This is a genomic window from Rhodococcus sp. P4_F5, from assembly GCF_056401315.1.
In genome coordinates this window covers 1-22,484 of the sequence record NZ_JBFUJP010000079.1, presented here as the reverse complement: position 1 = coordinate 22,484, position 22,484 = coordinate 1, and the positions used below count along the sequence as shown (strand labels likewise).

The 22,484-nt window shown below is 69.2% G+C and carries 21 protein-coding genes; 11 read left to right on the top strand and 10 right to left on the bottom strand.

Annotation, left to right across the window (positions count from 1 at the left end):
• The 4 genes from AC1DU4_RS22600 to AC1DU4_RS22585 all read right to left on the bottom strand — a co-directional run.
• Positions 1 to 2,257 (bottom strand): AMP-binding protein (locus AC1DU4_RS22600; protein ID WP_477843661.1); only part of this gene is annotated, 2,257 nt, incomplete at its 3' end.
• Positions 2,258 to 2,977: 720 nt separating this feature from the next.
• The gene (locus tag AC1DU4_RS22595; RefSeq protein ID WP_477843659.1) at positions 2,978 to 3,715 is read right to left on the bottom strand and encodes an SDR family NAD(P)-dependent oxidoreductase; all 738 of its coding nucleotides are present in this window, start codon (positions 3,713 to 3,715) and stop codon (positions 2,978 to 2,980) included.
• Between the two features lie 11 nt (positions 3,716 to 3,726).
• Positions 3,727 to 4,734 carry a phosphotransferase family protein gene (locus AC1DU4_RS22590; protein WP_477843657.1) on the bottom strand — a complete coding sequence of 336 codons (1,008 nt, stop codon included), beginning with the start codon at positions 4,732 to 4,734 and terminating at the stop codon, positions 3,727 to 3,729.
• An 11-nt stretch (positions 4,735 to 4,745) separates the two neighbouring features.
• On the bottom strand, positions 4,746 to 5,954 hold the full coding sequence (locus tag AC1DU4_RS22585; protein ID WP_477843655.1) for an acyl-CoA dehydrogenase family protein: 1,209 nt from the start codon (positions 5,952 to 5,954) through the stop codon (positions 4,746 to 4,748).
• 179 nt (positions 5,955 to 6,133) lie between these two features.
• Here AC1DU4_RS22585 and AC1DU4_RS22580 point away from each other — a divergent pair, with 179 nt between their 5' ends.
• Both AC1DU4_RS22580 and AC1DU4_RS22575 read left to right on the top strand, forming a co-directional pair.
• Complete coding sequence (locus AC1DU4_RS22580) at positions 6,134 to 7,021, top strand: TetR-type transcription factor C-terminal domain-containing protein (protein WP_477843653.1); 888 nt, start codon at positions 6,134 to 6,136, stop codon at positions 7,019 to 7,021.
• Between the two features lie 106 nt (positions 7,022 to 7,127).
• Positions 7,128 to 7,415 (top strand): hypothetical protein, encoded by a 288-nt coding sequence (locus AC1DU4_RS22575; protein WP_477843651.1) that lies wholly within the window; start codon positions 7,128 to 7,130, stop codon positions 7,413 to 7,415.
• 69 nt (positions 7,416 to 7,484) lie between these two features.
• On the opposite strand, the gene AC1DU4_RS22570 is transcribed toward AC1DU4_RS22575, so the two are convergent.
• Together AC1DU4_RS22570 and AC1DU4_RS22565 are read right to left on the bottom strand one after the other, a co-directional pair.
• Positions 7,485 to 8,399, bottom strand: coding sequence for an SDR family oxidoreductase (locus AC1DU4_RS22570; protein WP_477843649.1), 915 nt, complete (start codon positions 8,397 to 8,399; stop codon positions 7,485 to 7,487).
• Positions 8,400 to 8,422: 23 nt separating this feature from the next.
• Entirely contained in the window at positions 8,423 to 8,887 is a 465-nt protein-coding gene (locus tag AC1DU4_RS22565; protein ID WP_477843647.1) for a MarR family winged helix-turn-helix transcriptional regulator, read from the bottom strand.
• Between the two features lie 120 nt (positions 8,888 to 9,007).
• On the opposite strand from AC1DU4_RS22565, the gene AC1DU4_RS22560 reads away from it, so the two are divergent.
• Positions 9,008 to 9,481, top strand: a complete 474-nt coding sequence (locus AC1DU4_RS22560) for a DUF4334 domain-containing protein (RefSeq protein ID WP_477843645.1) — start codon at positions 9,008 to 9,010, stop codon at positions 9,479 to 9,481.
• 82 nt (positions 9,482 to 9,563) lie between these two features.
• Here the strand turns inward: AC1DU4_RS22560 and AC1DU4_RS22555 are convergent, their stop codons facing one another.
• Complete coding sequence (locus tag AC1DU4_RS22555) at positions 9,564 to 9,929, bottom strand: nuclear transport factor 2 family protein (protein WP_477843643.1); 366 nt, start codon at positions 9,927 to 9,929, stop codon at positions 9,564 to 9,566.
• A gap of 137 nt (positions 9,930 to 10,066) precedes the next feature.
• On the opposite strand from AC1DU4_RS22555, the gene AC1DU4_RS22550 reads away from it, so the two are divergent.
• Positions 10,067 to 10,846 carry a helix-turn-helix domain-containing protein gene (locus AC1DU4_RS22550; RefSeq protein ID WP_477843641.1) on the top strand — a complete coding sequence of 260 codons (780 nt, stop codon included), beginning with the start codon at positions 10,067 to 10,069 and terminating at the stop codon, positions 10,844 to 10,846.
• A 31-nt stretch (positions 10,847 to 10,877) separates the two neighbouring features.
• Complete coding sequence (locus AC1DU4_RS22545; RefSeq protein WP_477843639.1) at positions 10,878 to 12,410, top strand: MFS transporter; 1,533 nt, start codon at positions 10,878 to 10,880, stop codon at positions 12,408 to 12,410.
• Between the two features lie 43 nt (positions 12,411 to 12,453).
• Here AC1DU4_RS22545 and AC1DU4_RS22540 read toward each other — a convergent pair whose 3' ends face one another.
• Both AC1DU4_RS22540 and AC1DU4_RS22535 read right to left on the bottom strand, forming a co-directional pair.
• The gene (locus AC1DU4_RS22540) at positions 12,454 to 13,203 is read right to left on the bottom strand and encodes an enoyl-CoA hydratase-related protein (RefSeq protein WP_477843637.1); all 750 of its coding nucleotides are present in this window, start codon (positions 13,201 to 13,203) and stop codon (positions 12,454 to 12,456) included.
• 34 nt (positions 13,204 to 13,237) lie between these two features.
• Positions 13,238 to 14,134, bottom strand: a complete 897-nt coding sequence (locus AC1DU4_RS22535; protein ID WP_477843635.1) for a LysR family transcriptional regulator — start codon at positions 14,132 to 14,134, stop codon at positions 13,238 to 13,240.
• 150 nt (positions 14,135 to 14,284) lie between these two features.
• Here AC1DU4_RS22535 and mmsB point away from each other — a divergent pair, with 150 nt between their 5' ends.
• The 3 genes from mmsB to mmsA are packed head-to-tail and all read left to right on the top strand — an operon-like array spanning position 14,285 to position 18,103.
• On the top strand, positions 14,285 to 15,196 hold the full coding sequence (gene mmsB, locus AC1DU4_RS22530) for a 3-hydroxyisobutyrate dehydrogenase (RefSeq protein ID WP_477843633.1): 912 nt from the start codon (positions 14,285 to 14,287) through the stop codon (positions 15,194 to 15,196).
• Positions 15,193 to 16,578: an MFS transporter gene (locus AC1DU4_RS22525; protein ID WP_477843631.1), complete on the top strand. Its 1,386-nt coding sequence runs from the start codon at positions 15,193 to 15,195 to the stop codon at positions 16,576 to 16,578. The genes mmsB and AC1DU4_RS22525 overlap by 4 nt, the downstream gene beginning before the upstream one ends.
• Positions 16,579 to 16,627: 49 nt before the next feature.
• Positions 16,628 to 18,103 (top strand): CoA-acylating methylmalonate-semialdehyde dehydrogenase, encoded by a 1,476-nt coding sequence (gene mmsA / locus AC1DU4_RS22520; RefSeq protein ID WP_477843629.1) that lies wholly within the window; start codon positions 16,628 to 16,630, stop codon positions 18,101 to 18,103.
• 75 nt (positions 18,104 to 18,178) lie between these two features.
• Here mmsA and AC1DU4_RS22515 read toward each other — a convergent pair whose 3' ends face one another.
• Entirely contained in the window at positions 18,179 to 18,592 is a 414-nt protein-coding gene (locus AC1DU4_RS22515) for a hypothetical protein (protein WP_477843628.1), read from the bottom strand.
• Positions 18,593 to 18,849: 257 nt separating this feature from the next.
• Here AC1DU4_RS22515 and AC1DU4_RS22510 point away from each other — a divergent pair, with 257 nt between their 5' ends.
• From AC1DU4_RS22510 to AC1DU4_RS22500, 3 genes are all read left to right on the top strand, one after another.
• On the top strand, positions 18,850 to 20,355 hold the full coding sequence (locus tag AC1DU4_RS22510; protein WP_477843626.1) for a 3-hydroxyacyl-CoA dehydrogenase: 1,506 nt from the start codon (positions 18,850 to 18,852) through the stop codon (positions 20,353 to 20,355).
• A 13-nt stretch (positions 20,356 to 20,368) separates the two neighbouring features.
• A complete protein-coding gene (locus tag AC1DU4_RS22505) occupies positions 20,369 to 21,526 on the top strand; it encodes an acyl-CoA dehydrogenase family protein (RefSeq protein ID WP_477843624.1) in 1,158 nt (385 codons plus the stop codon).
• A 271-nt stretch (positions 21,527 to 21,797) separates the two neighbouring features.
• Positions 21,798 to 22,484: DUF6777 domain-containing protein (locus AC1DU4_RS22500; RefSeq protein ID WP_477843623.1), on the top strand; the 687-nt coding region annotated here is incomplete at its 3' end.

Sequence of the window (22,484 nt, the reverse complement as noted above, 5' to 3'; positions counted from 1 at the left end):
CCGCGGCCTCCGTCGGCCCGTACAGGTTGTGCAACCGCACCGCCGGCAGGATCTCCCGCAACCGCGCCGCGGTCTCCGCCGGCAACGCCTCACCCGACGCGAACACCTGCCGCAACGTCGCGCATTCCACCGCCGACGGCTCCGCCACGAACACCGCCAGCATCGACGGCACGAAGTGCATCGTCGTCACCGACTGCTCGACAACCACCTGCGCCAGATACGCCGGATCGCGGTGCCCGTCCGGCACCGCAACCACCAGACGCGCACCAACCTGCAACGGCCAGAACAACTCCCACACCGACACGTCGAACGTCACCGGCGTCTTCTGCAACACCACATCCTGCGAACCCAGGCCGTACTCCGCCTGCATCCACACCAGACGGTTCACGATCGCGCCATGCGTGACCGCGACACCCTTCGGCCGACCCGTCGAACCCGACGTGAAGATCACGTACGCCGCATTCGACGAATCCAACACCCCCAGCCGATCCGCATCCGCAATCGGACCATCGGCGTACCCCGACAGGTCCAACGCGTCGATCAACAGGACAGAACTGYCCCCCGCACCTTCGAAACCGTCACGCACCGTGGACAACACGCACACCGCGTCCGCCGTGTCGAGGATGTGACCGACCCGGTCCGCCGGCTGATCCGGATCCACCGGCACGTACGCGCCACCCGCCTTGAGCACCGCATAGACACCGACCATCATCTCCAGCGACCGGCGCATCGCCAACGCCACCAACGACTCCGGCCCAACACCAACCGAAATCAAATGCCGCGCAAGACGATTAACCCGAACATCGAACTCCGAGTACGTCAGCGACTCACCCTCGAACACCAACGCCACAGCATCCGGCGTCGCCGCCACCTGCGCCTCGAACATCGACACCAACGTGCCCTCGGGAACCGCACGGTCGGTGTCGTTCCACCGATCCAGGACCAACTCGAGTTCCATGTCGGTCGCCACATTCAGCGCCCAGACGGGCGTTTCGGCATCCACACCGACAAACCGCTCGAAGAAGTTCAGGAACCTCGAATGATGTTCGCGCGCTTCGTCATCAGAGTAGAGGTTCGGGTTGGTCTCGAAGTCGACGTGAGTGCGGGTACCACCGACGCTCTGGTAGAAGTTGACGCCCAGGTCTTCGATGGTGCCGGTCGAGAGGATGTTGAACTCGCCCAGCACAGGTCCGAGGGCCACCTCGTTGTGGAAGAGCATGATGTTCACCAGCGGACCGAGCAGGTCCCGCTGGACCGCACTGGCGGACGAGCCTCGGCGCATGTCCTCGTGCCGGTAGCGCTGGCGCCGCAGCGCACCCGAGACGGCGACCTGGACCTGGGTGAGGAGCTCCGCGATGGTGGTGTCGGTGCCAACGTGCAGCCTGAGCGGCACCACGTTGGACATCATGCCGCCGGACCGCCGGGCGGCGGCCGTCGTACGTGCGGTGACAGGCAGGCTCAGGATGACATCCTCGTTGCCCGAGACCTGTGCCAGATAGCTCGCGAACGCGGCGATCAGCATCCCCGCGGGCGATGAGTTCTGCTCCGAGACCGCGGCGGAGAGCTGCGCGGCGAACTCGTCGGACAGCGCCGCGCTGGACACCCCGTTGACCGCCGACGGAGCCGCGGTCCGACCGCTGAGGCTGGTGCCTTCCTCCAGGCCGGCGATCCGCTCGGCCCAGTACTCGCCGTCGGCGGTGAACCGCTCGCTCTCCCGGTAGGCCGTGTCCGACTTGTACAGCTCGCTCAGGTCCACCGCCTTCAAGGGCGCCGGCTCGCGGCCCTCGACCGCGGCCGAGTACAACTCGGCGACGCGCGTCATGAAGTTCATGGCGCCGAATCCGTCGAGGATGATGTGGTGGCAGCGCGAGTACCAGAAGTACCGACTGTCCTCGATCCGTAGCACTGCGGCGACGATCAGCCGGTCTTCGAGGAGGTTGACGGGGGCGCTGTAGTCGGCCTGCATCCACTCGTGAGCGGCCCGCTCAGGATCCTCTTCGCCCCGGAAGTCACGGACCAGGAGCGAGTCGTCGATGCCGAGATCCACCATCTGGCAGGGCTGGCCGTCACGTTCGAGAATCCGCAGGAAGCCCGATCCGAACTCGGACGACCCGACGATGCTGGCCCGTTCGAGAGTGTCGATGTCGAGGTCACCCCGCATGTCGACGTACTGCGCGATGTTGATCGGCACGTCGGGATCGAGATGCTGGGCGTACCACATCCCGAGCTGGGCATGCGAGAGCGGGAATACCTCCATCGCGTCAACGTCGGTGGCGTGATCGGTGCCGTCGATTCCGTCGAACGCGGTCGGCTTCAACTGATTCCCCTTTTTTCGGAACAACCCGTGCGTCCCTGCAAATACCCAGGCCAGAAGGTTGGTCTTGCCAACAAGGCCGAGGGCTACGGCAGACACGACGGGCCGAAGTCAGATTTCGTAGAGATTGAATCCGCTTCACAGCGGGATACGTACGCGCCCCGGGCGCGCAATCCATCGGCAGGTCAGTGGCACATCACGTGCCTACGCCGACTCCGGTCTGTCCGTGACTGTGCGCAGCCACCACTACCGCGGCAACCGCCGCGGTCCCCTGTATCTGACGCACGTCGATCCATTGTGTTCTCACAGATCGCCCTCCCGAAGAACAATCCAACCGTCAACAGGACGGCAACCCGATCACGACGAGGGCAGGACGCCACCGACCGCACGTGGCAACTTACCGCGTTAGCCGAGCTTTTCGAGGGCTTTTGAAAGTATCTCGGGCATGCGTCCAGGTGTCCGCCGACAACGCCGGGAAGAACACGAACGCCGTCCCGACCTGCCGCCAAGTGAATGGCGATTCGCGCAGGTCAAGACGGCGTCGAGGGGACTACCAGCGAGTTGGGTGAACATCACAATATGATTGTGATTATGTCACAGGCCCACGGCCTCGCCGCAAAGCTTCTCCGGATGCCGGAGATTTACTGACGGTGCACTAGAGGGTCAGGCGTGGAGCCCGTCCGTGCCCGCCCGAGTCATCACGATGTTCGGGACGACAGCCCGCGAGGAGAGGCGGAGCAACGACTCGGCAACCTCCACGATGTCGTTCACCTCGAGCATCTGCTCGGCCGGGATTCGGTCGTGGATCCACGCGCTCATGTCGGTGTCGACGTACCCGGGCGCAATCGTGGTGGCGCTGACGCCGTTGCCCGACTCCTCCGCGTTGAGCGTCTGGACCAACGAGATCAGCGCGGCCTTGGTCGCGCCGTACACCGCCAGGCCGTGCTCGGCGTAGACCCCGGCGATCGAGGCCAGCGCGATCACCTTGGCGCCGCGTCCCGGGTCCGCCTCAGCACCCTTGCGCAGCAGCGGCAGGCACTGCTGCAGCAGCTGGAACGGGGCGCGCAGGTTCACGTCGAGGGTCTTGTCGAACCGCCTCATCGGGTATTCGGCGACGGGCCCCGCGGTACCGACGCCCGCGTTGAGGATCAGCGCCTTCATCGGGCCGAGCCGGTCCGCGTGCACCTGCGTGAGCCGTCGGACAGCGTCCTCGTCGGCCATGTCACCGGCCACCGGGACCACCTCGGGTGCGCCCGCCGCACGGAGTTCGGCAGCCACCACGTCGAGCCGCTCGGCGTCGCGCGCCGTGACGGTCAGCGAGTAGCCGAGACTCGCGAGCCGGTGGGCGATGCCCAGCCCGATCCCGCGGGAGGCGCCGGTGACCAGCGCGGTGTGGACGATCCGGGACTCGCTCATGCCGATACTCCTTCCAGGGCACGCAGCCCAGCGGTGATGAACTCCGGCGTCGCGTCCGCCGCCTTCTCTGCGCCACTGCCGGAATCGGAGCCCTGCAGCGCGCGGTGGGTGATGCCCTCGCCGACCACGGCGAGCTTGAAGTTCGCCAGCGCCATGTAGAAGCTCCAGTTGCCGAGATCGCGGCCCGACGCCACGGCGTAGGTCTGCGCGAGCTCGTCGGCCGACGGCAGCCGATCACTGGTCCAGGCGGCCTTCGTACCGAGCAGCAGGTCAAAGGCAGGGTTCCGGTACACGCACATCAGAGCCACGTCGGTGAGCGGGTCCCCGAGGGTCGAGAGCTCCCAGTCCACCAGTGCGCGGACCGCGGTGGGGTCGGCGGCGTCGAGGATGGTGTTGTCGATCCGGTAGTCCCCGTGCACGATGGACGCCTCCGAGTGCTGCGGGATCGACTCGGCCAGGCGCGCATGCAGCTTCGCGACGTCCGGCAGCTCACGCGACTTGACCCGCTCCCACTGCTTCGCCCACAGCGCCACCTGACGAGCGAGGAAGCCCTCGGGACGGCCGAACTCGCCGAGACCGGCCGCCCGGTAGTCCACGTCGTGCAGTGCTGCCAGCACCCGGACCAGTTCGCCGGCATTGCCCGCGACCTGCTCGTCGGTGAGCGCGGCGAGGTCGTCCTGGTCCCGCACCACCAGACCGTCGACGAACTCGACGACGGTGGTCGGCGCGCCCAGCGCCGTCCCGTCGGCGTCGAACGCCACCGTTCGCGCCACCGGGATCCCGGTGCCCTGCAGACCGTTGGTCACCGTGTACTCGCGTGCCATGTCGTGCGCGGAGGGCGTCAGTCCGCTGACCGGCGGTCGGCGGACCACCCACGAGGAGCGGTCGTCGAAGGCCTTGAAGGTCAGGTTCGAGCGTCCGCCGCTGATCAGTTCCACCCGCAGGTCGCCGTGCAGTTCGATGCCCTCGGCAACCAGGTACCGCTGCAAGGCAGCGACATCCATCCCCGGCAGGTTCATCGTGCGTCCGCCTGTGCGCGCTTGGCCGCACCGACGACGCGCTTGGCGATCGCCCAGCGGTGCACCTCGGAGGGGCCGTCGTAGACCCGGAACGGCCGCACCTCACGGGAGAGCCGGGCCAGCGGCAGGTCGCCGGAAACGCCCATCCCACCGCACATCTGGACACTGCGGTCCACGATCCGGAAGATCGCCTCGGCCGCATAGGTCTTGGCGATGGACGTGGAGTTCGACGCGTGCTCGCCGCGGTCGAGCTCCCAGCAGGCACGCACCAGCAGCGCGCGCGTCGCGGCAATGTCGATCTCGTTGTCCGCGACCATCTTCTGGATCATGCCGAGGTCTCCGAGCTTCGAACCGAAGCCCTCGCGCTTGGCGACGTAGTCGACGGCGACGTCGTGGCCGCGGCGGGCGGCACCCAGCCAGCGCATCACGTGCGTCATCCGCGCCGGCCCGAGCCGCACCTGGGCGTACTCGAAGCCGCGGTCCACCTCGCCGAGCACGGCGCTGTCCGGCACCAGCAGGTCCTCGAAGAACACCTCGCAGTGCCCGCCGATCATCGAGCGGTCCAGGGTGTCGATGTGACGGCCGACCCGGATACCGGGCGTGTCCGCGGGCGCGAGGAACATCGTGGCCCCGCCGCGCTGACCGGGCTCCCCTGAGGTGCGGGCCATGATGATGAAGAACCCGGCGCCGTCCGCGCCGGTGATGAAGAACTTGCGGCCGTTGATCCGCCAGCCGCCGTCGGCCCGGACGGCCCGGGTGTTCAGTGCCGACGGGTCGGAGCCGGCGCCGGGAGAGGGCTCGGTCATCGCGAAGGCCGACCGGACCTCGCCGCGGGCCAGCGGCGCGAGGTACTGCTCGCGCTGCTCGGGGTTGGCGATGTGCGCGAGCATGTGCACGTTGCCCTCGTCCGGCGCGGYGATGTTCAGCGCGACAGGACCGAACAGCGAGTAGCCGGCCTCCTCGAACACCGGGGCGCGGTCGGACATGTTCAGGCCGTGGCCGCCGAACTCGACGGGCGCGTGCGGCGCGAAGACCCCGGCGGCCTTCGCCGCGTCCTGCATCCGGACCCGCAGCTCGTCGCCGCCGGCCTCGGTGATGTTGCCGCCGAACTCGTCCTCGATCGGCAGCACCACGTCGCGGGTGAACTCCCGGGTCCGCTTGATCAGGTCCGCGGTTTCGCCGGAATACGCCAGGTCGATTGCCACGTTCTCTCCTTACTTCGGAAACGCCGAACGCTCGTTCCACTTCCATGTCTTCCCGACCACGTTCTCATCCGAGTTCAGCCCTGTCAACACGCAACTTTCGTTCTATGCACGACAATGCCCGCAACCAAGTGTTCAGGATTCCTGATACATTGCAGATCCGAACGCCGAGAGGAGGGCGCATGCCCGGACGACCGCCGCTGCCCGAAGCCATCAGGGCGGCCCGCACCGAGCGCGGGCTCTCATTGCGCGAGTTGGCGGCCCGGATCGCGGTCAGCCCCGCCACGCTCAGCGCCATCGAGAACGGCCGGACCGGGGTGTCCGTCGACCGGCTCGTGGAACTGGCCGACGCACTGGAGGTACCGGCCGAGCTGCTGCTGGGCGGCGCCGCCTCAACCGAACGCCCCTCCGCCCCCGCCCGCCGAATGCGCACTTCCCGGACCAAACCCACTGGAACGCCGACGACAACTGCACGCTCGGCGGCCGACTGGCGCGAGTTTCCCGCGCTCGAACTCGACCCGGTACTGGCCGCCGCGATCGAGGCATTCGTCGAGACCGGGTACCACGGCGCCACCATGCGCGCGCTGGCCGCCCGGGCCGGGGTGAGCGCGCCCGGCGTGTACCACCACTACCGCGACAAGCAGGAACTCCTCGTCCGCGCGCTCGACCTGACGATGGACGAGATCCACTGGCGGGTGCGCGCGGCCCTCGCCGAGGGCGAGACCACCGTCGCCCGGGTCGGCCTCGCGGTGGAGGCGCTCGCGCTCTACCACACCCACCGGCGGGAGCTGGCCTTCATCGGCGCCAGCGAGATGCGCAGCCTGGACCCGCCGAACCGGGACCGGATCCGCGACTCCCGAAACGCGGTTCAGCACCTCCTCGACGCCGAGATCGGGGTCGGGGTGGCGGCGGGTGACTTCACCACCGCGCACCCGCGCGACGCCGGGAAGGCCATCGTGACGATGTGCACGTCGCTGCCCCAGTGGTTCCGGATCGGCGGCCCGTCCACGCCCGAGCAGATCGCCGCCGAGTACGCGAAATTTGCCCTCACGCTGCTCGGAATGCGCTGACGAAGGGGGGCGAACCCCACCCCTTGGGTCCCTGTCCGGCCGGGCCCGTGTCGCCCATATTTGTAGGAGTCCACCTGGGCAGACACCACAACCGAAGGGCCACCCCATGATCTCTCGAACCGCCAAGACGCTCGCCGCCTCGATCCTCGTCGCCGCGGGACTGATCGGTGCCCAGGCCGCCGTCGCGAATGCGGCAATCCGCACGAACCCGGACGGCACCACGACCACCGTGTGCGTCTACGACGGCAAGGACTACAGCGTCGGTTCCAAGATCTACCACCCGGACGGCACCTACCAGCTGTGCCGGGCCGACGGCACGTGGTTGCGAACCACCCCGCCCGTCAAGAAGTACGGGATCGAACGAGTGCCCGCCCCGGCACGCGCACTCGGGTAAACCCCCGACGACCGGAGCGGCCCACCACACGTGCTGTGGTGGGCCGCTCCGGCTGCTTCGGGGTTGGGCTCAGAGACCCAGACGCGAGTTCGCGTGACGCGGGTTTCCGGCCATGTCGGAGTTCGGCCGGGCCTCCGCGACCAGCGCCGGGATGACCTCGCCGAGCTCGGCCGGGTCCCAGCGTGCGTCCTTCGACACCCCGGGACCGGCGACCCAGGTCTCGGCGACGCTGATGGAGCCACCGTGCACGTTGAAGATCCGTCCGGTGATGCCGTCCGACTCCGGGGACCCCAGCCAGACCACCGTCGGCGAGATGTTCTCGGGCGCGGCCGCGTCGAAACCGGTGCGCTCCTTCTCCGCGTCCGCCGCGGCGACGAACGCCTCCAGGCCGGCGGTCATCTGGGTCAGCGCGGTCGGGGCGATGGCGTTGACGGTGACCCCGAGCCGGGCCAGTTCGTCGGCGAGGATCACGGTGAACGCCGCGATGCCGGCCTTCGCCGCGCCGTAGTTGGCCTGGCCGAGGTTTCCGTAGAGACCCGACGGCGACGAGGTGTTGATGATCCGCGGGTGCGCGACCGGCGTCCCGGCCTTGGACTGCTCGCGCCAGTACGACGCCGCGTGCTGCGACGGCGCGAAGGTGCCGCGCAGGTGCACGCGCATGACGTCGTCCCACTGGTCGACGGTCATGTTCACGAACATCTTGTCGCGCAGGATGCCCGCGTTGTTCACCAGGACGTGAATGGTGCCGAAGGTGTCGATCGCGCTGCGGATCAGCCGTCCCGCACCGTCGAAGTCGGAGATGTCGTCCTTGTTCGCAATGGCCTCGCCACCGAGCGCCTTGATCTCCTCGACGACGGCCTCGGCGGGACCGAGGTCGTTGACCACGACCTTGGCGCCCTGCCTGGCGAATTCGAGTGCGTGCTCACGGCCGATGCCGCCCGCCGCCCCGGTCACCACGACGACGCGTCCCTCGTTGATACCCATTCGTGCTCTCCTCGGTGCTTCGGTCAGTCCCGGGGCCAGTTCAGCCCCTGGCGCTCCTCGATCTTCTCGTTCAACTTCCGCAGCAAGGTAACCAGATCCCGGCGATCCTGGTCGTCCCAGTCCGCGACAAGGGAGGTCACGCCCTCCACGTTCTGGTCGCGGTCCGAGCGCAATGCCGCCAGCCCGCGCTCGGTCGGACGCAGCCTGCGGGCCGTGCCGCCCTCCGCGTCGACGATGCGCTCGGCCAGTCCCTGACGCACCAGCGCGGCGGTCTGACGGTTGACGGTGGACACGTCGAGGCCGAAGGCCTCGGACAGCTCCCGCAGCGTCATCGGCTCGCCTATCTCGAGGCGGGAGAGCAACAGGTACGCGGACCGGTCCAGGGCGCGATCCGGCATCCGCCACTGGGACACGAGGGCCGTGTGCCGCGCCATCAGCGTCAGCTCACGCTCGAGCCCGCGGCCCGCGTCGATCGAATCTGAATCCATCACGTCCATCTTCGCATCCCGGTCCCGCCGGTCGGGCAGGTGGATTCGCCGGGTTCGTGTCCTCGCCGCCACGCCCCCGACGAGGCGTAGCCTCCACAGACCCAACCAGAGGAGTCGTCGATGGATGTCGAGCAGGCCCGCAACAAGTTTCAGGAACTCCGCGCACAGTCCGAGGGCGTCTGTCCCACCGATCTCGATGCCGTCTGGGCGGCATTGGACGTCGTGGCCGCAGCCGACATCCTGGGCACCTGGAAGGGAGCCGTGTTCCAGACCGGACATCGGCTCTGCACGATTCTCCCCGCCAGCGGCTGGCACGGGAAGACCTTCCACTCGGTCCTCGACGCCAAGCCCCTGATGTGCCGGGACGACGAGGGCAACCTCTACTCCAACGTCAAGCTCGGCAGGGGCGAGGCCAGCCTGTGGAACATCGAGTTCCGGGGCGAGGTGACCGCGACCATGGTCTACGACGGCAAGCCGATCTTCGACCACTTCAAGAGGGTCGACGAGAACACCCTGATGGGAATCATGAACGGCAAGCCCGAGGCCGTGCTCGACAACGGCCGGCACTTGTATTTCCTGCTCGAAAGAGACTGAGCAGCATCTGCATCCGGGCCGTGGGGGGCCGCGACGAGGGCGACGGCGATCCGGGGCGGGCAGGTGCGCCCGCCCCGGCGGCTCATGCCGTCGGCACCTTGTCCAGGAAACCGAGGACCAGCGCCAGTCGGCCGCTGCCGTCGAGTTCGGCGACGTCGAATCCGTCGATCAGCGAGTCCTCACCCGGAACGCCCAGTCGCCACGCGAATCGAGCCTGCTCGTGGTGGGTGTCGATCGGGCCGGCCAGGGCGAACCGCAGACCCGGGAACTGTTGCTGCACCGCACCGACCATCGAGTCGATCTGGTCGTGTCCCACCGCAACGCCGAGCGGGTCCACGTACCTGGACCCGGCCGCGAAGACCTGCTCGACCCGGCCGCGCCGGGCCGCGGGGTCTGTTTCGTTCCACATGTCGATGTACGCGGTTGCCAGTTCGGTGAAGTCGCTCATGATGATTCCTTCCGAGGGTGTGATCCGGCGGCTCTGGTTCGCTCGCCGGCTGCCTCCACTCTGCGGCGCCCGCCGACGCCAGTCGATTACCTCTGAGGTAATCGTGAGGGCGACCGGACCTCGCTAGGTTGAGCCGTGTGACAGACACGGGAACCTCGCGACCGGTCGGCTCGATACTCAGGGACTGGCGGGAACGGCGCAGGCTCACTCAGCTGGGCCTCTCGTCACAGTCCGGTGTGTCCGCGCGTCATCTCAGCTTCATCGAGACGGGCCGGGCGCGGCCGACCAGGGCAATGATCATTCGGCTGTCGGAATGCCTGGAAGTACCACTGCGCCAGCGCAACACGATGCTCCTGGCCGGCGGTCACGCACCTGCCTACCCGCAGAACCGGCTACCCGACGCGCCGATGTCGGCCGTCAACGACGCGATCAACCGGATCCTCGACGCGCACACCCCCTACCCGGCAGTGGTCGTCGACCGCCATTGGGACCTGGTCGCGGGCAACCCTGCCGTCGAGGTGCTCACAGCCGGCTCGGCGCCGCATCTGCTCGAACCCCCCGTCAACGTGCTGCGGCTCAGCCTGCACCCGGACGGCATGGCGCCCCGGATCGCGAATCTCGGGCAGTGGCGCGGCCACCTGCTGGCTCGACTGCACCGGGAAGCCGACGCCACCGCGGACCCGGAGTTGGCACAGCTCCTCGACGAGTTGCGCGGCTACCCGGGAGAGGAGGAGATCGGCGAGACCGACACCTCGGCGCTACTGGTTCCGCTGCGGATCCGGACCGACGGCGCCGAACTGTCCATGTTCAGCACGACCACCGTCTTCGGCACCCCGCGCGACGTCACGCTCGCGGAGATTGCGATCGAATCGTTCTACCCGTCTGACTCCGCGACCGCGGACTTCTTCCGCCGCTAGTCGTCGCAACGTCGCGGACGGATACCGAAGGATGTGTATCGTACACATCCTTGCGTTCATTGACTTGCCTTTCGTAGCACCAGAGAAGAGATCCGTAGTGACCATTTCGGCACCCAGCGGCACGGAGACCTCCCGCTCCCCGCGCATGATCCTGGCAATCCTCGCGTTCAGCGGCATCGTCGTCTCGTTGATGCAGACCCTCGTCGTCCCCTTGATCCACGCCCTGCCCGAGCTACTGGACACCGACACCGCGACCGCGTCCTGGGTGATCACCTCGACACTGCTCGCGGCCGCCGCCGTCACACCGGTGGCGGGACGCCTCGGGGACATGTTCGGCAAGCGCCGGATGATCCTGGTCAGCATGGCGTTCCTCGTCGCCGGCTCCGTGGTGTGCGCGCTGGGCGACTCGGTCACCGCGGTGATCGTCGGCCGCGCACTGCAGGGCGCGGCGACCGGCGCGATCCCGCTCGGCATCTCGATCCTGCGCGACGAACTGCCGCGCGAGAAGGTCGGCGGCGCGATCTCGGTCATGAGCTCGACGATGGGCGTCGGCGGCGCCGTCGGCATGCCGCTCGCCGCCTTCACCGCGCAGAACTACGACTGGCACACGCTGTTCTGGGCATCCGCGGTTCTCGGCACGCTGGTCGCGGCAGCGGTCGCGATCGCGGTTCCGGAGTCGTCGGTCCGCAACCCCGGACGCTTCGACTACCTCGGCGCCATCGGTCTGACCGTCGGACTGGTCTCGCTGCTGCTCCCGATCACCAAGGGCGCCGACTGGGGCTGGACCAGCGTTCCCACCCTCGGACTGCTCGGCCTGTCGGTCGTCGTCTTCGCCGCCTGGTGTGTGACGGAGCTGCGCACCCCGGAGCCCCTCGTCGACCTTCGGGTGTCGGCGTCGCGGCCGGTGCTGCTCACCAACGTCGCGTCGGTCCTGACCGGATTCGCCATGTACGCGACGTCGTTGACGGTTCCGCTGCTGCTGCAGCTGCCGCCGGAGACGGGATACGGGCTCGGTAAGTCGATGGTCGTCGCGGGCCTGTGCATGGCCCCCGGGGGCATCGTGATGATGCTGCTCTCCCCCGTCTCGGCGCACCTGACCAACAGGTACGGTCCGCGCACCACCCTGATGGTCGGCACCGTGGTGATCGCCTCCGGCTACCTGATCGGCGCCGTGCTGATGAACGCAATGTGGCAGATCGCCCTCGTCGCGACGATCATCGGCGCCGGCATCGGCATCTCCTATGCGGCCATGCCCGCGCTGATCATGGGCTCGGTACCGCTGAAGGAGACGGCCGCGGCCAACGGACTCAACTCGCTGATGCGGATGATCGGAACCTCGTTCGCGAGCGCCGTCATGATCCTCGTGCTGACCGGCATGACGATGTCGCTGGGCCCCACCGAGGTGCCCACACACAAGGCCTTCGTCGTGACGTTCCTGATCGGCGCCGGCGCCGCCCTGTGCGCCCTGCTGGTGGCCGCATTCATCCCGCGACGCGTCCGACTGGACGCCGCGGCCACCCCCGTCCCGGCGGCCGCGGAACCCGCGCCCGCGCCCGCGCACTGACCTGACCGGGGTCGGCGACCGGCGCCGACCCCGTCGGGGCGGGCTACTTCCCGGTCCAGTTCGGCGACCGCCGCTCGAAGAAGGCACCGATCCCTTCGCGCATGTCCGCCGACGCGGTCACCACCGCCTTTGCCCGCTCGGTGACCTCCCACCCGGTGATGTCGGAGTCGGCAGTGAGCGCGTGAACGGCCCGCAGGCTCTCGCGGACCGAGACCGGCGACGACAGGCAGATCCGCTCGGCCATCCGCAGCGCCGCATCGAGCGCCGCACCCGGCTCGGTGACCTCGTTGACCACTCCGAGTCCGTACGCCCGGTCGGCGCCGAGGGTGTTGCCGGTGATCAGCAGCTCCCGCGCCACATTGACGGGCAGGGCCCGCGGCGCACGGAAGAGCGCACCGGACGTCGCGACCAGACCCCGCAGCGACTCCGGCAGCCCGAACACCGCGTCACGAGCGGCGACGACGAGGTCGCAGGCCAGCGCGATCTCGAAGCCGCCGCCGAGCGCCTGCCCCTCCACCGCCGCGATCAGCGGGGTGCTGCGTTCGCGCCGGATGACCCCGTACTCGCCGCCGCGTGGGGTGAGTGGCCCCGAGCCCTCCTTGATGTCGGTGCCCGCACAGAACACGGTCGGCGTCCCCGTCAGGACGCCGACCCAGAGGTCGGGGTCGTCGTCGAGGCGGTTGAGCGCGGCGTCGATACCCACGGCCATTGCCTCGTTGATGGCGTTGCGCTTGTCCGGGCGCTCGAGACGGATCACGAGCACCCGCCCGCGAACCTCCTGCCGTACCTGCATCCGATTCCTTTCCGTCGTCACCACTGGTCCGTCGTCACCACTGGGGCACCAGTTCCGCCTGACGCTCCACGACCATCTCCCGGATTGCCTGCATGACGGTGGCCGCCGCGGGCCGGCGCAGCCGCCGCGGCCCCAGGCACGCGGTGAACTCCAGGTTGATCGCCACGTCCGACGCCAGCACCCGGCGCAACGTGGGCTCGCGCTCGGCCACGAACGCCGGCAGCAGCCCGATCCCCGCACCCGACAGCGTCGCCATCGTCTGCACCTGCACGTTGGTCGAGCCGAAGGTCACCTGGTGACGCCCGGTCAGCCGGGTCAGCACGTCGAGGTCCTCCACCCGCAACAGGCCCTCGATGTAGTAGACCAGCGAGTGCCCCGCCAGCTCCTCCAAGGTCCGCGGCAGGCCGCGTTCGGACACGTACTCGTCCGAGGCGTAGAGCCCCAACCGGTAGTCCGTGAGTTTCTCGGACCCCGGACGCCCGACCACCGGCTCGCCGACCCCTATCTCGATGTCGGCGCCGATGCCGTAGGCGCCCAGCCGCGTCTGGGTGACGATCTCCACCAGGAGGTCGGGGTTGATCCTGTGCAGTTCTGCCATGAGCGGCGCCACGAACAGCGCCCCGAAGGCATCGGTCGTGGCGATCCGCACCAGCCCGGACAACTCCCGCTCGCGTGGCGTGGTGCTGGCCAGGTCGCGCACCTCGGTCAGGGCCGACTCGATCTGTTCGCACGACTCGAGCAGGCTGTGGCCGAGGTCGGTGAGCGTGCAGCCGCTGACCCCGCGGACCAGCAGTGGTGCCCGCAACTCGGACTCCAGTACCGACATCCGGCGCGACACGGTCGCGTGGTTGAGCCCGAGTGCGGACGCGGCCCCGACGAGCGAGCCGCAGCGGGCGATCTCGAGCAGCACCACCAGGTCGTCGGCGCGCATCCGAATCTCCTCACCGGCCCCACCTGCTGTGCAGTTCTGCACAGCACGTGTACCAAAGAGGGCCTTTCCTGAGGATGTAACCTAGCTCACTCTTCTAGGCAGCAGCTGCGGCGGTCACCCCTACGCGGCACTCGACAGAAGGGCACCAGCGTGAAGATCTGTTGGATCGGTCTCGGCAACATGGGCTTGCCGATGGCCGCACACCTGCACACCGCAGGACACGACGTGATCGGCGTCGACCTCTCCCCCGACGCCCGCGATGCGGCCGTCGCCGCGGGCCTGCGCACCGCAGACTCCGCCGCGACGGCGGCCGACGGCGCCGACGCGGTCATCACCATGTTGCCCAAGGGTGCACACGTCCGGGCCGCACTGCTCGAGTCCGGAACTCTGGACGCGGCCGACGCCGACGCCCTGGTGCTGGACTGCTCGACGATCAGCGCCACCGAGGCCCGCGAGGTCGGCGCGGCCGTCGCCGCCACCGGTCGACGCTTCCTGGACGCGCCGGTCTCCGGCGGCACCGCAGGCGCCCAGAACGCCGCCCTCACGTTCATGGTCGGCGGCACGTCCGCCGACCTGGACGCTGCCCGCCCGCTGCTGGAACTGATGGGCGCCCGCATCTTCCACGCGGGCGAGACAGGCGCAGGTCAGAGCGCCAAGATGGTGAACAACATGATGCTCGCGATGAACATGCAGAGCACCTGCGAGGCCGCGGTGCTGGCCGAGCGCCTGGGCATCACGCCGCAGACGGTCATCGACATCGCCGGGGTGTCCACGGGCGACAGTTGGGCCCTGCGCAACTACTACCCCGTCGCCGGGCCTGTCGCCTCCGCCCCCTCGAACCGCGACTTCACCGGCGGGTTCTCCGTCGCGCTGATGCGCAAGGACCTGGGCCTCGCCCTCGATGCGGCGGCCGCACACGGCGTAGACACCGCCGCCACCGCCGAGGTGGCACGGCGCCTCGAGGGCCTCATCGCCGACGGCCGCGGGTCGCTCGACTTCTCCTCGTTGATCCACCTGGTCGACGGCACCGCCCCGGCCGCCAGCGTCGGCGGCGCCCGATGACCGCCCAGCTGAGCCCGCCCGCCGACCAAGCCCCGGCCGCGGTCGAGACGACGACCGGGACGCCGCGCGGATTCCACCGGATCGTGGCCGCATCCATGGCCGGCACCGTCGCCGAGTGGTACGAATTCTTCCTCTACGGCATGGCGGCCGCGCTGGTCTTCGGCCACGTCTTCTTCAAGGCCACCGGCAACCCGCTCGACGGTGTCATCGCGGCGTTGCTGACCTATGCCATCGGTTTCATCGCCCGCCCCATCGGCGGCATCATCTTCGGCCACTACGGCGACAAGTTCGGCCGCAAGAAGCTCCTGCAGATCTCGTTGCTGATGATCGGCGCCTCGACCTTCCTGATCGGCGCCATCCCGAGCTTCGACCAGATCGGCTACCTGGCCCCGGTGATCCTGGTGCTCCTGCGCTTCGCCCAGGGCATCGCCATCGGTGGCGAATGGGGAGGCGCGGTGCTGCTGGTCGCCGAGCAGAGTCCGGCGAACCGCCGCGGTTTCTGGTCCAGCTTCCCGCAGGCGGGCGCGCCGCTCGGCAACGTCGTCGCGACCCTCGTGCTGCTGTTCCTGTCGTTCGTGATGCCCGAGGACGACTTCCTGTCCTGGGGCTGGCGACTGGCGTTCTTCTTCTCGGCGTTCATCGTGCTGATCGGCTGGTTCATCCGCACGAAGGTCGAGGACTCGCAGATCTTCCAGGAGGCCACCCAGGAGCAGCCGCAGGCCGAGAACACGTGGAAGGCGATCCAGCGCGTCTTCCGGGCCCGTCCGCGCGAGGTCCTGACGGCGATGGGCGCCCGGGTGATCGAGAACATCCTCTACTACATGGTGGTCACGTTCTCGCTGACGTACCTGAGTGTGCAGCTGAAGGTGGACACCTCCACGATCCTCACCCTGATGCTGATATCGCACGTCATCCATGCCGGCATGATCCTGCTGTTCGGCTGGATGTCGGACAAGYTGGGCCGCCGGCCGGTCTACCTGGTCGGTGCCGTCCTCGCCTCCCTCTACTGCTTCGTCGCGTTCCCCTTGATGGACACGAAGTCCGACGCACTCATCCTGTGCGCCATCACGATCGGCCTGATCATCCACGCGATCATGTACGCCCCGCAGCCCGCGATGATGGCCGAGATGTTCCCCACCCACATGCGCTACATCGGCGTCTCGATGGGCGCCCAGGTCACCGCGATCTTCGCCGGCTCGCTCGCCCCCGTCATCGCCACCCTGCTGCTGCGGACCTACGGCAGCTGGGTCCCCATCGCCATCTACGTCGGTGTGGCGGGCCTGATCTCGATCGTCGCGGTGCTGTTCATGCGAGAGACCAAGGGCTCCTCGCTGGCCACGCTGGACGAGGAGCATCGCGAGCGCTTCGGCACCACCCTCTGACGCCCCCTTCCAATTCTTGAATCCACTTGACCCGAAAGGCATCCAAGCCATGCGCACCATCCACCACTGGATCAACGGCGCCCCGGTCTCCGGCAGCGACCTCATCGACGTGACCGACCCCGCGACCGATCAGCCGATCGCCACCGTGCCGATGGCCGACACCGACACCGTGACCGCGGCACTCGCCGCCGCCTCAGACGCCTTCGACGACTGGTCGCAGACCACCCTCTCCCGGCGCGCCCAGGTGTTGTTCCGCTTCCGGGACCTGCTCGTGGAGAACCGGTCCGAGCTGGCCGCCCTCATCACCCAGGAGCACGGCAAGACGCTCGACGACGCCACGGGCGAAATCTCCCGGGCCGCCGACTCGGTGGAGTTGGCCTGTGGTGGACCGGCGCTCGTGCGCGGCGGGACGTCGCTGCAGACCGGACCCGACATCGACACCAAGTCGGTGCTGCACCCGCTCGGCGTCTGCGTCGGGATCACCCCGTTCAACTTCCCCGCGATGATGGGCATGATGATGGTCTCCGTCGCACTGGCGTCGGGGAACACCTTCATCTGGAAGCCGAGCGAGCAGGACCCGGGTGTCTGCATCCGGATCGCCGAACTGTTCAAGGAGGCCGGGCTGCCCGACGGCGTGCTCAACGTGCTGCACGGTCGCCAGGACACAGTCGAGCGCCTCATCGACGACCCGCGGACCGAGGCCGTCGCGTTCGTCGGCTCGAGCCAGGTCGCGCAGATCGTCTACTCCCGCGCCGCGGCGGCGGGCAAGCGGGTACAGGCCTTCGGCGGCGCCAAGAACCACATGATCGTGATGCCCGACGCGGACCTCGACGTGGTCGCCGACCAGCTGACTTCCGCCTGTTTCGGGGCCGCGGGCCAGCGCTGCATGGCGATCTCGGTCGCGGTGGTCGTCGGCGAGAGCGCCGAGCCGCTGCTGGCGAAGCTGGCAACGCGGGCCGAGGAGGTCCGGCTCGGCCCGGGCGACGGCGACGACACCGAGGTCGGACCGGTTGTCAACCGGCAGTCACAGGAGCGCATCCAGGCCGCGGTCAAGGAGGCGATCGCCGGTGGTGCCCGCGCCGTGGTGGACCGCAGTGCCGAGCTGGTACCCGGCTTCGAGAGCGGCTACTTCGTCGGCCCGACCGTGCTCACCGACGTCGAGGTGTCCTCCGCCGCCTACCAGGAGGAGCTCTTCGGCCCCATCCTGGTGGTGCTGCGCGTCGACTCCCTGGGCGACGGTCTCGAGCTGATCCGCAGCCACCGCTACGGCAACGGCGCATCGATCTTCACCCGGGACGGCGCCGCCGCCAACGAGTTCGAGCGCCGCGCCTCGGCCGGCATGATCGGTGTCAACGTGGCCATTCCCGTTCCGGTTGCCGCGTACGCGGTGCAGGGCTGGAAGGACTCCGCCTACGGCGACACCGGACTGAACAATGCTTCGTGGAGCTTCTACACCCGCCCGAAGTACGTCACCTCGCGCTGGGACAGCGTGGCCGGCACCGATTTCGGGTTCCGCCCGAACTGACCGATCTCGAGTGACGAGGCCGGGCCCCACCGATTTCAGTGGGGCCCGGCCTGGTCCGCTGCTCCGCAAGCACGCTCAGCCGGCCGCCGGGTCGTCGTCCGGGACGGAGTCGGGCATGCCCTCGCCGTAGCGGTCGAGGATGTCGGCGACCGGCCGGCCCCACCGCTCGTGCGCCGACTGTCGCGTCATCCCCGCGGCCCGGCCGATGGTCGCCCAGGTGACGCCGAAGCGCCGCAGGCTCATCACCGTCTCCACCGCGTCGATGCCGGCGGCCAGCTGGATCCGGAAGCACGCGAGTTGCCAGGCCAGCTGCCGTTGCGCGGGGAGGTCGGTGCCCTCCTCGGCGAGCCACTCCCCCGTTCCCGGCAGCGGACCGGTACCCACCAGCACGTCTGCCTGGCGCCCGGCCTCGACCACGCCGGCGTTGACCGTGGCGACGGCGGCCGCGGCGACGTCCGCCGTGAGCGCCCTCTCGATCTGGTCGTCCATCGTGCTCACCCTTCACTCGATGAATTACGTCAGGTAAACCCTGACACTGCGGCCCCAGTCGTGTCAAGGGTTACCTGACGCCGGATGGTCGGGCGTCCGCGCTGTCCGCAAGATCGTCCGGCATCCCGAGGCCGCGCCACCGAACACCGCAATAGAGTTGGACCGCACCACCTTCCAACTGCCGTTCGACACCGCCGATCACGCCGAGGGAATCGCAGCCTTCCTCGACAAGCGCACACCGACCTACGGGGGAAACCGTGACGATCGAGAAGATTCGGATCATCGGCGCCGGAGCCATGGGCCGCGGCATCGCCCAGGTCGCCGCCACCGCGGGCGTCGAGGTCGAGATCACCGACGTCAGCAGCGAGGCCGTCTCCGCCGCACTGGAGTTCGTCACCACGATGCTGCGACGTTCCGCGGAGAAGGGACAGCGCACCGAGGCGGACGCGGAGGCCGCTGTCGCGCGACTGCACGCCGGCTCGGCACCGACCGCCCCCGCCGGCGACATCGACCTGGTGATCGAGGCGGTGGTGGAGCGACTCGACGTCAAGCAGTCGATCTTCACCGAACTCGAGACGGTGGCACCCGGCGCGATCCTGGCCAGCAACACGAGCTCGCTCTCGATCACCGCGATCGGCGCCGTACTGCGCGATCCCACCCGCCTGCTCGGGTTGCACTTCTTCAACCCGGTGCCGCTGATGAAGCTGGTGGAGGTGGTCCCCGGACTGCGCACCGATCCCGCGCTGGTCGACGTGGGCCGCGAGTTCGTCGCCCGACTCGGCCACACCGCAGTGCTCGCCCGCGACACACCCGGCTTCCTGGTCAACCACCTCGGCCGCGGCCTGCCGACCGAGGCGTTCGCGGTGCTGTCCGAACAGACGGCGTCGGCGGCCGACATCGACCGGGTCGCCCGCGAGACCCTCGGGCTGAAGATGGGCCCGTTCGAGCTGATGGACCTCACCGGCCTCGACGTCTCGCACCCGGTGATGGAGACCGTGTCCGCCGGCTTCTACGGCGACCCTCGGCTGCGGCCGTCGCCGATCGCGGCGGGGCGCGTCGCGGCCGGGCTGCTCGGCCGCAAGACCGGCGAGGGGTTCTACCCCTATCTCGAAGGCAGACAAGAGGTTCCGGCCGAGCCACGGTACACACCCGACGCCGCGGCCACCGCCGTGTACGTGCACGAGGACATGGAGTTCGCCGACATGCTGCGCGCCGCCGGGGTGCTGGTGTGCGACACCCCCGCCGCGGACGCCGTGTCGCTGGTACTCCCGGTCGGCGAGCCGACGTACCGGGCGGCGCTCGCGGCCGACCTCGACCCGGCCCGCACCGTCGGCGTCGACCCGCTCGGCGTGGCAGGGGGCCGGCTCACGGTCACCGTGCCGGCGACTCTCGACCCGGCCGTCGGCACCGCCGCCCTGAATGTCCTTGCCGCCACCGGTCGTTCACTCACCGTCACCGCCGACGGCCCTGCCCCGATCGCGCAGCGCCTGCTCGCGTCCATCGTCAACGTCTCGTGTGCGATCGCCGAGCACGGCATCGGCTCGCCCGCCGACATCGATCTCGGTGCCCGCCTGGGCCTGGGCTACCCGCAGGGTCCGCTCACCCTCGGCGACACCCACGGCGCGACATTCGTCCTGCGGATCCTGGACGGCCTGCTCGCGTACACCGGCGACCCGCGGTACCGCGCCAGCGGTTGGCTGCGCACCCGCGCCGACCTCGGGCTCTCGCTGTGCGCCACCGGAACCCGACCCACCGACCTGTAGAGGACCGATCACCATGGACTTCACCCTCGACGACACCCAGCAGAGCGTGCGGCAGATGGCGGCGGACTTCGTCGACGCCGAGATCATCCCGAACATCCGCGACTGGGACCGGGAAGAAGCGGTGGACCTGGGCATTGTCAGACGGCTCGGCGAACTCGGCTTCCTCGGCCTGACCATCGACGAGCGCTACGGCGGCACCGAGGTCGACATGCTCAGCTACACGCTGGTCTGCGAAGAACTCGGCCGCGGCGACTCCTCGGTGCGCGGCATCGTCTCGGTCTCGCTCGGGCTGGTCACCAAGACCATCGCCGCCTACGGCACCGAGGAGCAGAAGGAGCGGTGGCTGCCGCAGCTCACCTCCGGCGACGCGCTCGGATGCTTCGCGCTCACCGAGCCCGACAGCGGCTCCGACGCCGGCTCGCTCCGCACTCGGGCCAAGCGTGACGGCGACGACTGGATCCTCAACGGCGAGAAGATGTTCATCACCAACGGCACCTGGGCCAAGGTGGCGCTGGTCTTCGCCAGAACCTCCGACGACGGCGGCCGCGGCCTGACCGCATTCCTGGTCCCCACCGACAGCGAAGGCTTCACCGCCACCACCATTGACGGCAAGCTCGGCCTGCGCGGCCAGGCCACCGCCTCGCTGGCATTCCAGGATGTGCGAGTGCCGGATTCGGCCCGACTCGGCGAGGTGGGCAAGGGCCTGTCGATCGCGCTGTCCGCGCTGGCCAAGGGCCGCATCTCCGTCGCCGCCGGTGCGGTCGGGGTGGCCCAGGCCGCACTGGACGCGGCGGTGAAGTACTCCACCGAGCGCACCCAGTTCGGGGTTCCGATCGCCTCGAAGCAGCAGGTGCAGGAACTGCTTGCCGACTCGGCGCTGGCCATCGAGTCCGCGCGACTGCTGACCCACCGCGCGGCGTGCCTGGTCGACGCCGGAGCCACCTCCAAGGAGGTGACGCTGCCCGCGTCGATGGCCAAGCTGGCGGCCAGCGAGACCGCGGTGAAGGTGAGCAACAACTGCCTGCAGGTGTTCGGCGGCTACGGTTTCATCGACGAGTACCCCATGGGCAAGTACCTGCGCGACGCCCGCGTCCTGACCCTGTACGAGGGCACCAGCCAGATCCAGAAGCTGATCATCGGGCGGGCCCTCACCGGCATCGACGCGATGTAGGGCGGCGGCCGGGGCAGTCGGCACCGGACTCGGCATCGCCTGGCCCGCCGCGGCGACACAGTCCGGTAACAGCGCCCGGCCGACCGGCGCCTGTGCTTACGATGTGCGAGTGGCCACGGACGTCGTCGGGCCGCCCACGTGGTGGGCCCGAGGAAACGAAGCCGAAGGTTCCCCTGCACGCAGGCGGTGTGCGCCGGGGCGCTGGCTTGCGGTCGCCTGCATTCTGACCGTCGGGGCATGCTCGACCGGTTCCCGCATCGATCGGGTCACCATGACCAGCGCCGTCACGGACGAGCAGCGCCCCTGGACCGGACAACTCCTGCCCCCGCAGATCCCGACGATCGTGCCCCCCGGCCCACCGGGCACCCAACTGCCGGGCTCCGGTGAACCGGCCCGGGTCGACGGCGACCGCATCGGTCTCTACGGGGGCAGCCGTGACCGGCCGCTGTGCGACCGTGCGCGACTCGCCGACGACCTGACCGGCGACCCGGCCAAGGCCGCGGCGTGGTTGGGGGTTCTCGAAGTCGAGGACGTGCGGACCGCCGTCGAAGCACTCACCCCGGTGCTGCTGCGGGCGGACACCCGGGTCACCAAGTACGGCTACGACGACGGGCGTGCGGCGCCGGCCCAGTCCGTGCTCGAGGCCGGGACGATTGTCCTGATCGACGACCTCGGCATGCCTCGGGTCCGCTGCGCGCGCGGCAACCCGTTGGACTCCCCCAGCGGCGCTGATCCCGATCCACTGGCGGTGCCCTGGCCGGACTACCAGGCGGATCGGGTGCTGGAGGTGCGGCCCGCGCTCAGCCCCATGACCGAGGTGTCCGTGGTGGACCTGACGACCGGCGCCCTCACCGCGGTTGCCGTCGGCGCCGCTTCGCAGCCGCCCGTCGCCCCTCCGACATCCCCAACCACGGCGGCGCCGCCACAACCACCCAGGCAGGCCGCGCCGGCGCCGGCG

Bases quoted from the DNA above. Each gene is read 5' to 3' on its own strand.
- AC1DU4_RS22590 (WP_477843657.1), bottom strand. From the start codon at position 4,734: ATGGATGTCGCTGCCTTGCAGCGGTACCTGGTTGCCGAGGGCATCGAA.
- AC1DU4_RS22580 (WP_477843653.1), top strand. From the start codon at position 6,134: ATGCCCGGACGACCGCCGCTGCCCGAAGCCATCAGGGCGGCCCGCACC.
- AC1DU4_RS22575 (WP_477843651.1), top strand. From the start codon at position 7,128: ATGATCTCTCGAACCGCCAAGACGCTCGCCGCCTCGATCCTCGTCGCC.
- AC1DU4_RS22570 (WP_477843649.1), bottom strand. From the start codon at position 8,399: ATGGGTATCAACGAGGGACGCGTCGTCGTGGTGACCGGGGCGGCGGGC.
- AC1DU4_RS22565 (WP_477843647.1), bottom strand. From the start codon at position 8,887: ATGGATTCAGATTCGATCGACGCGGGCCGCGGGCTCGAGCGTGAGCTG.
- AC1DU4_RS22560 (WP_477843645.1), top strand. From the start codon at position 9,008: ATGGATGTCGAGCAGGCCCGCAACAAGTTTCAGGAACTCCGCGCACAG.
- AC1DU4_RS22555 (WP_477843643.1), bottom strand. From the start codon at position 9,929: ATGAGCGACTTCACCGAACTGGCAACCGCGTACATCGACATGTGGAAC.
- AC1DU4_RS22545 (WP_477843639.1), top strand. From the start codon at position 10,878: ATGTGTATCGTACACATCCTTGCGTTCATTGACTTGCCTTTCGTAGCA.
- AC1DU4_RS22540 (WP_477843637.1), bottom strand. From the start codon at position 13,203: ATGCAGGTACGGCAGGAGGTTCGCGGGCGGGTGCTCGTGATCCGTCTC.
- AC1DU4_RS22535 (WP_477843635.1), bottom strand. From the start codon at position 14,134: ATGCGCGCCGACGACCTGGTGGTGCTGCTCGAGATCGCCCGCTGCGGC.
- mmsA (WP_477843629.1), top strand. From the start codon at position 16,628: ATGCGCACCATCCACCACTGGATCAACGGCGCCCCGGTCTCCGGCAGC.
- AC1DU4_RS22515 (WP_477843628.1), bottom strand. From the start codon at position 18,592: ATGGACGACCAGATCGAGAGGGCGCTCACGGCGGACGTCGCCGCGGCC.
- AC1DU4_RS22505 (WP_477843624.1), top strand. From the start codon at position 20,369: ATGGACTTCACCCTCGACGACACCCAGCAGAGCGTGCGGCAGATGGCG.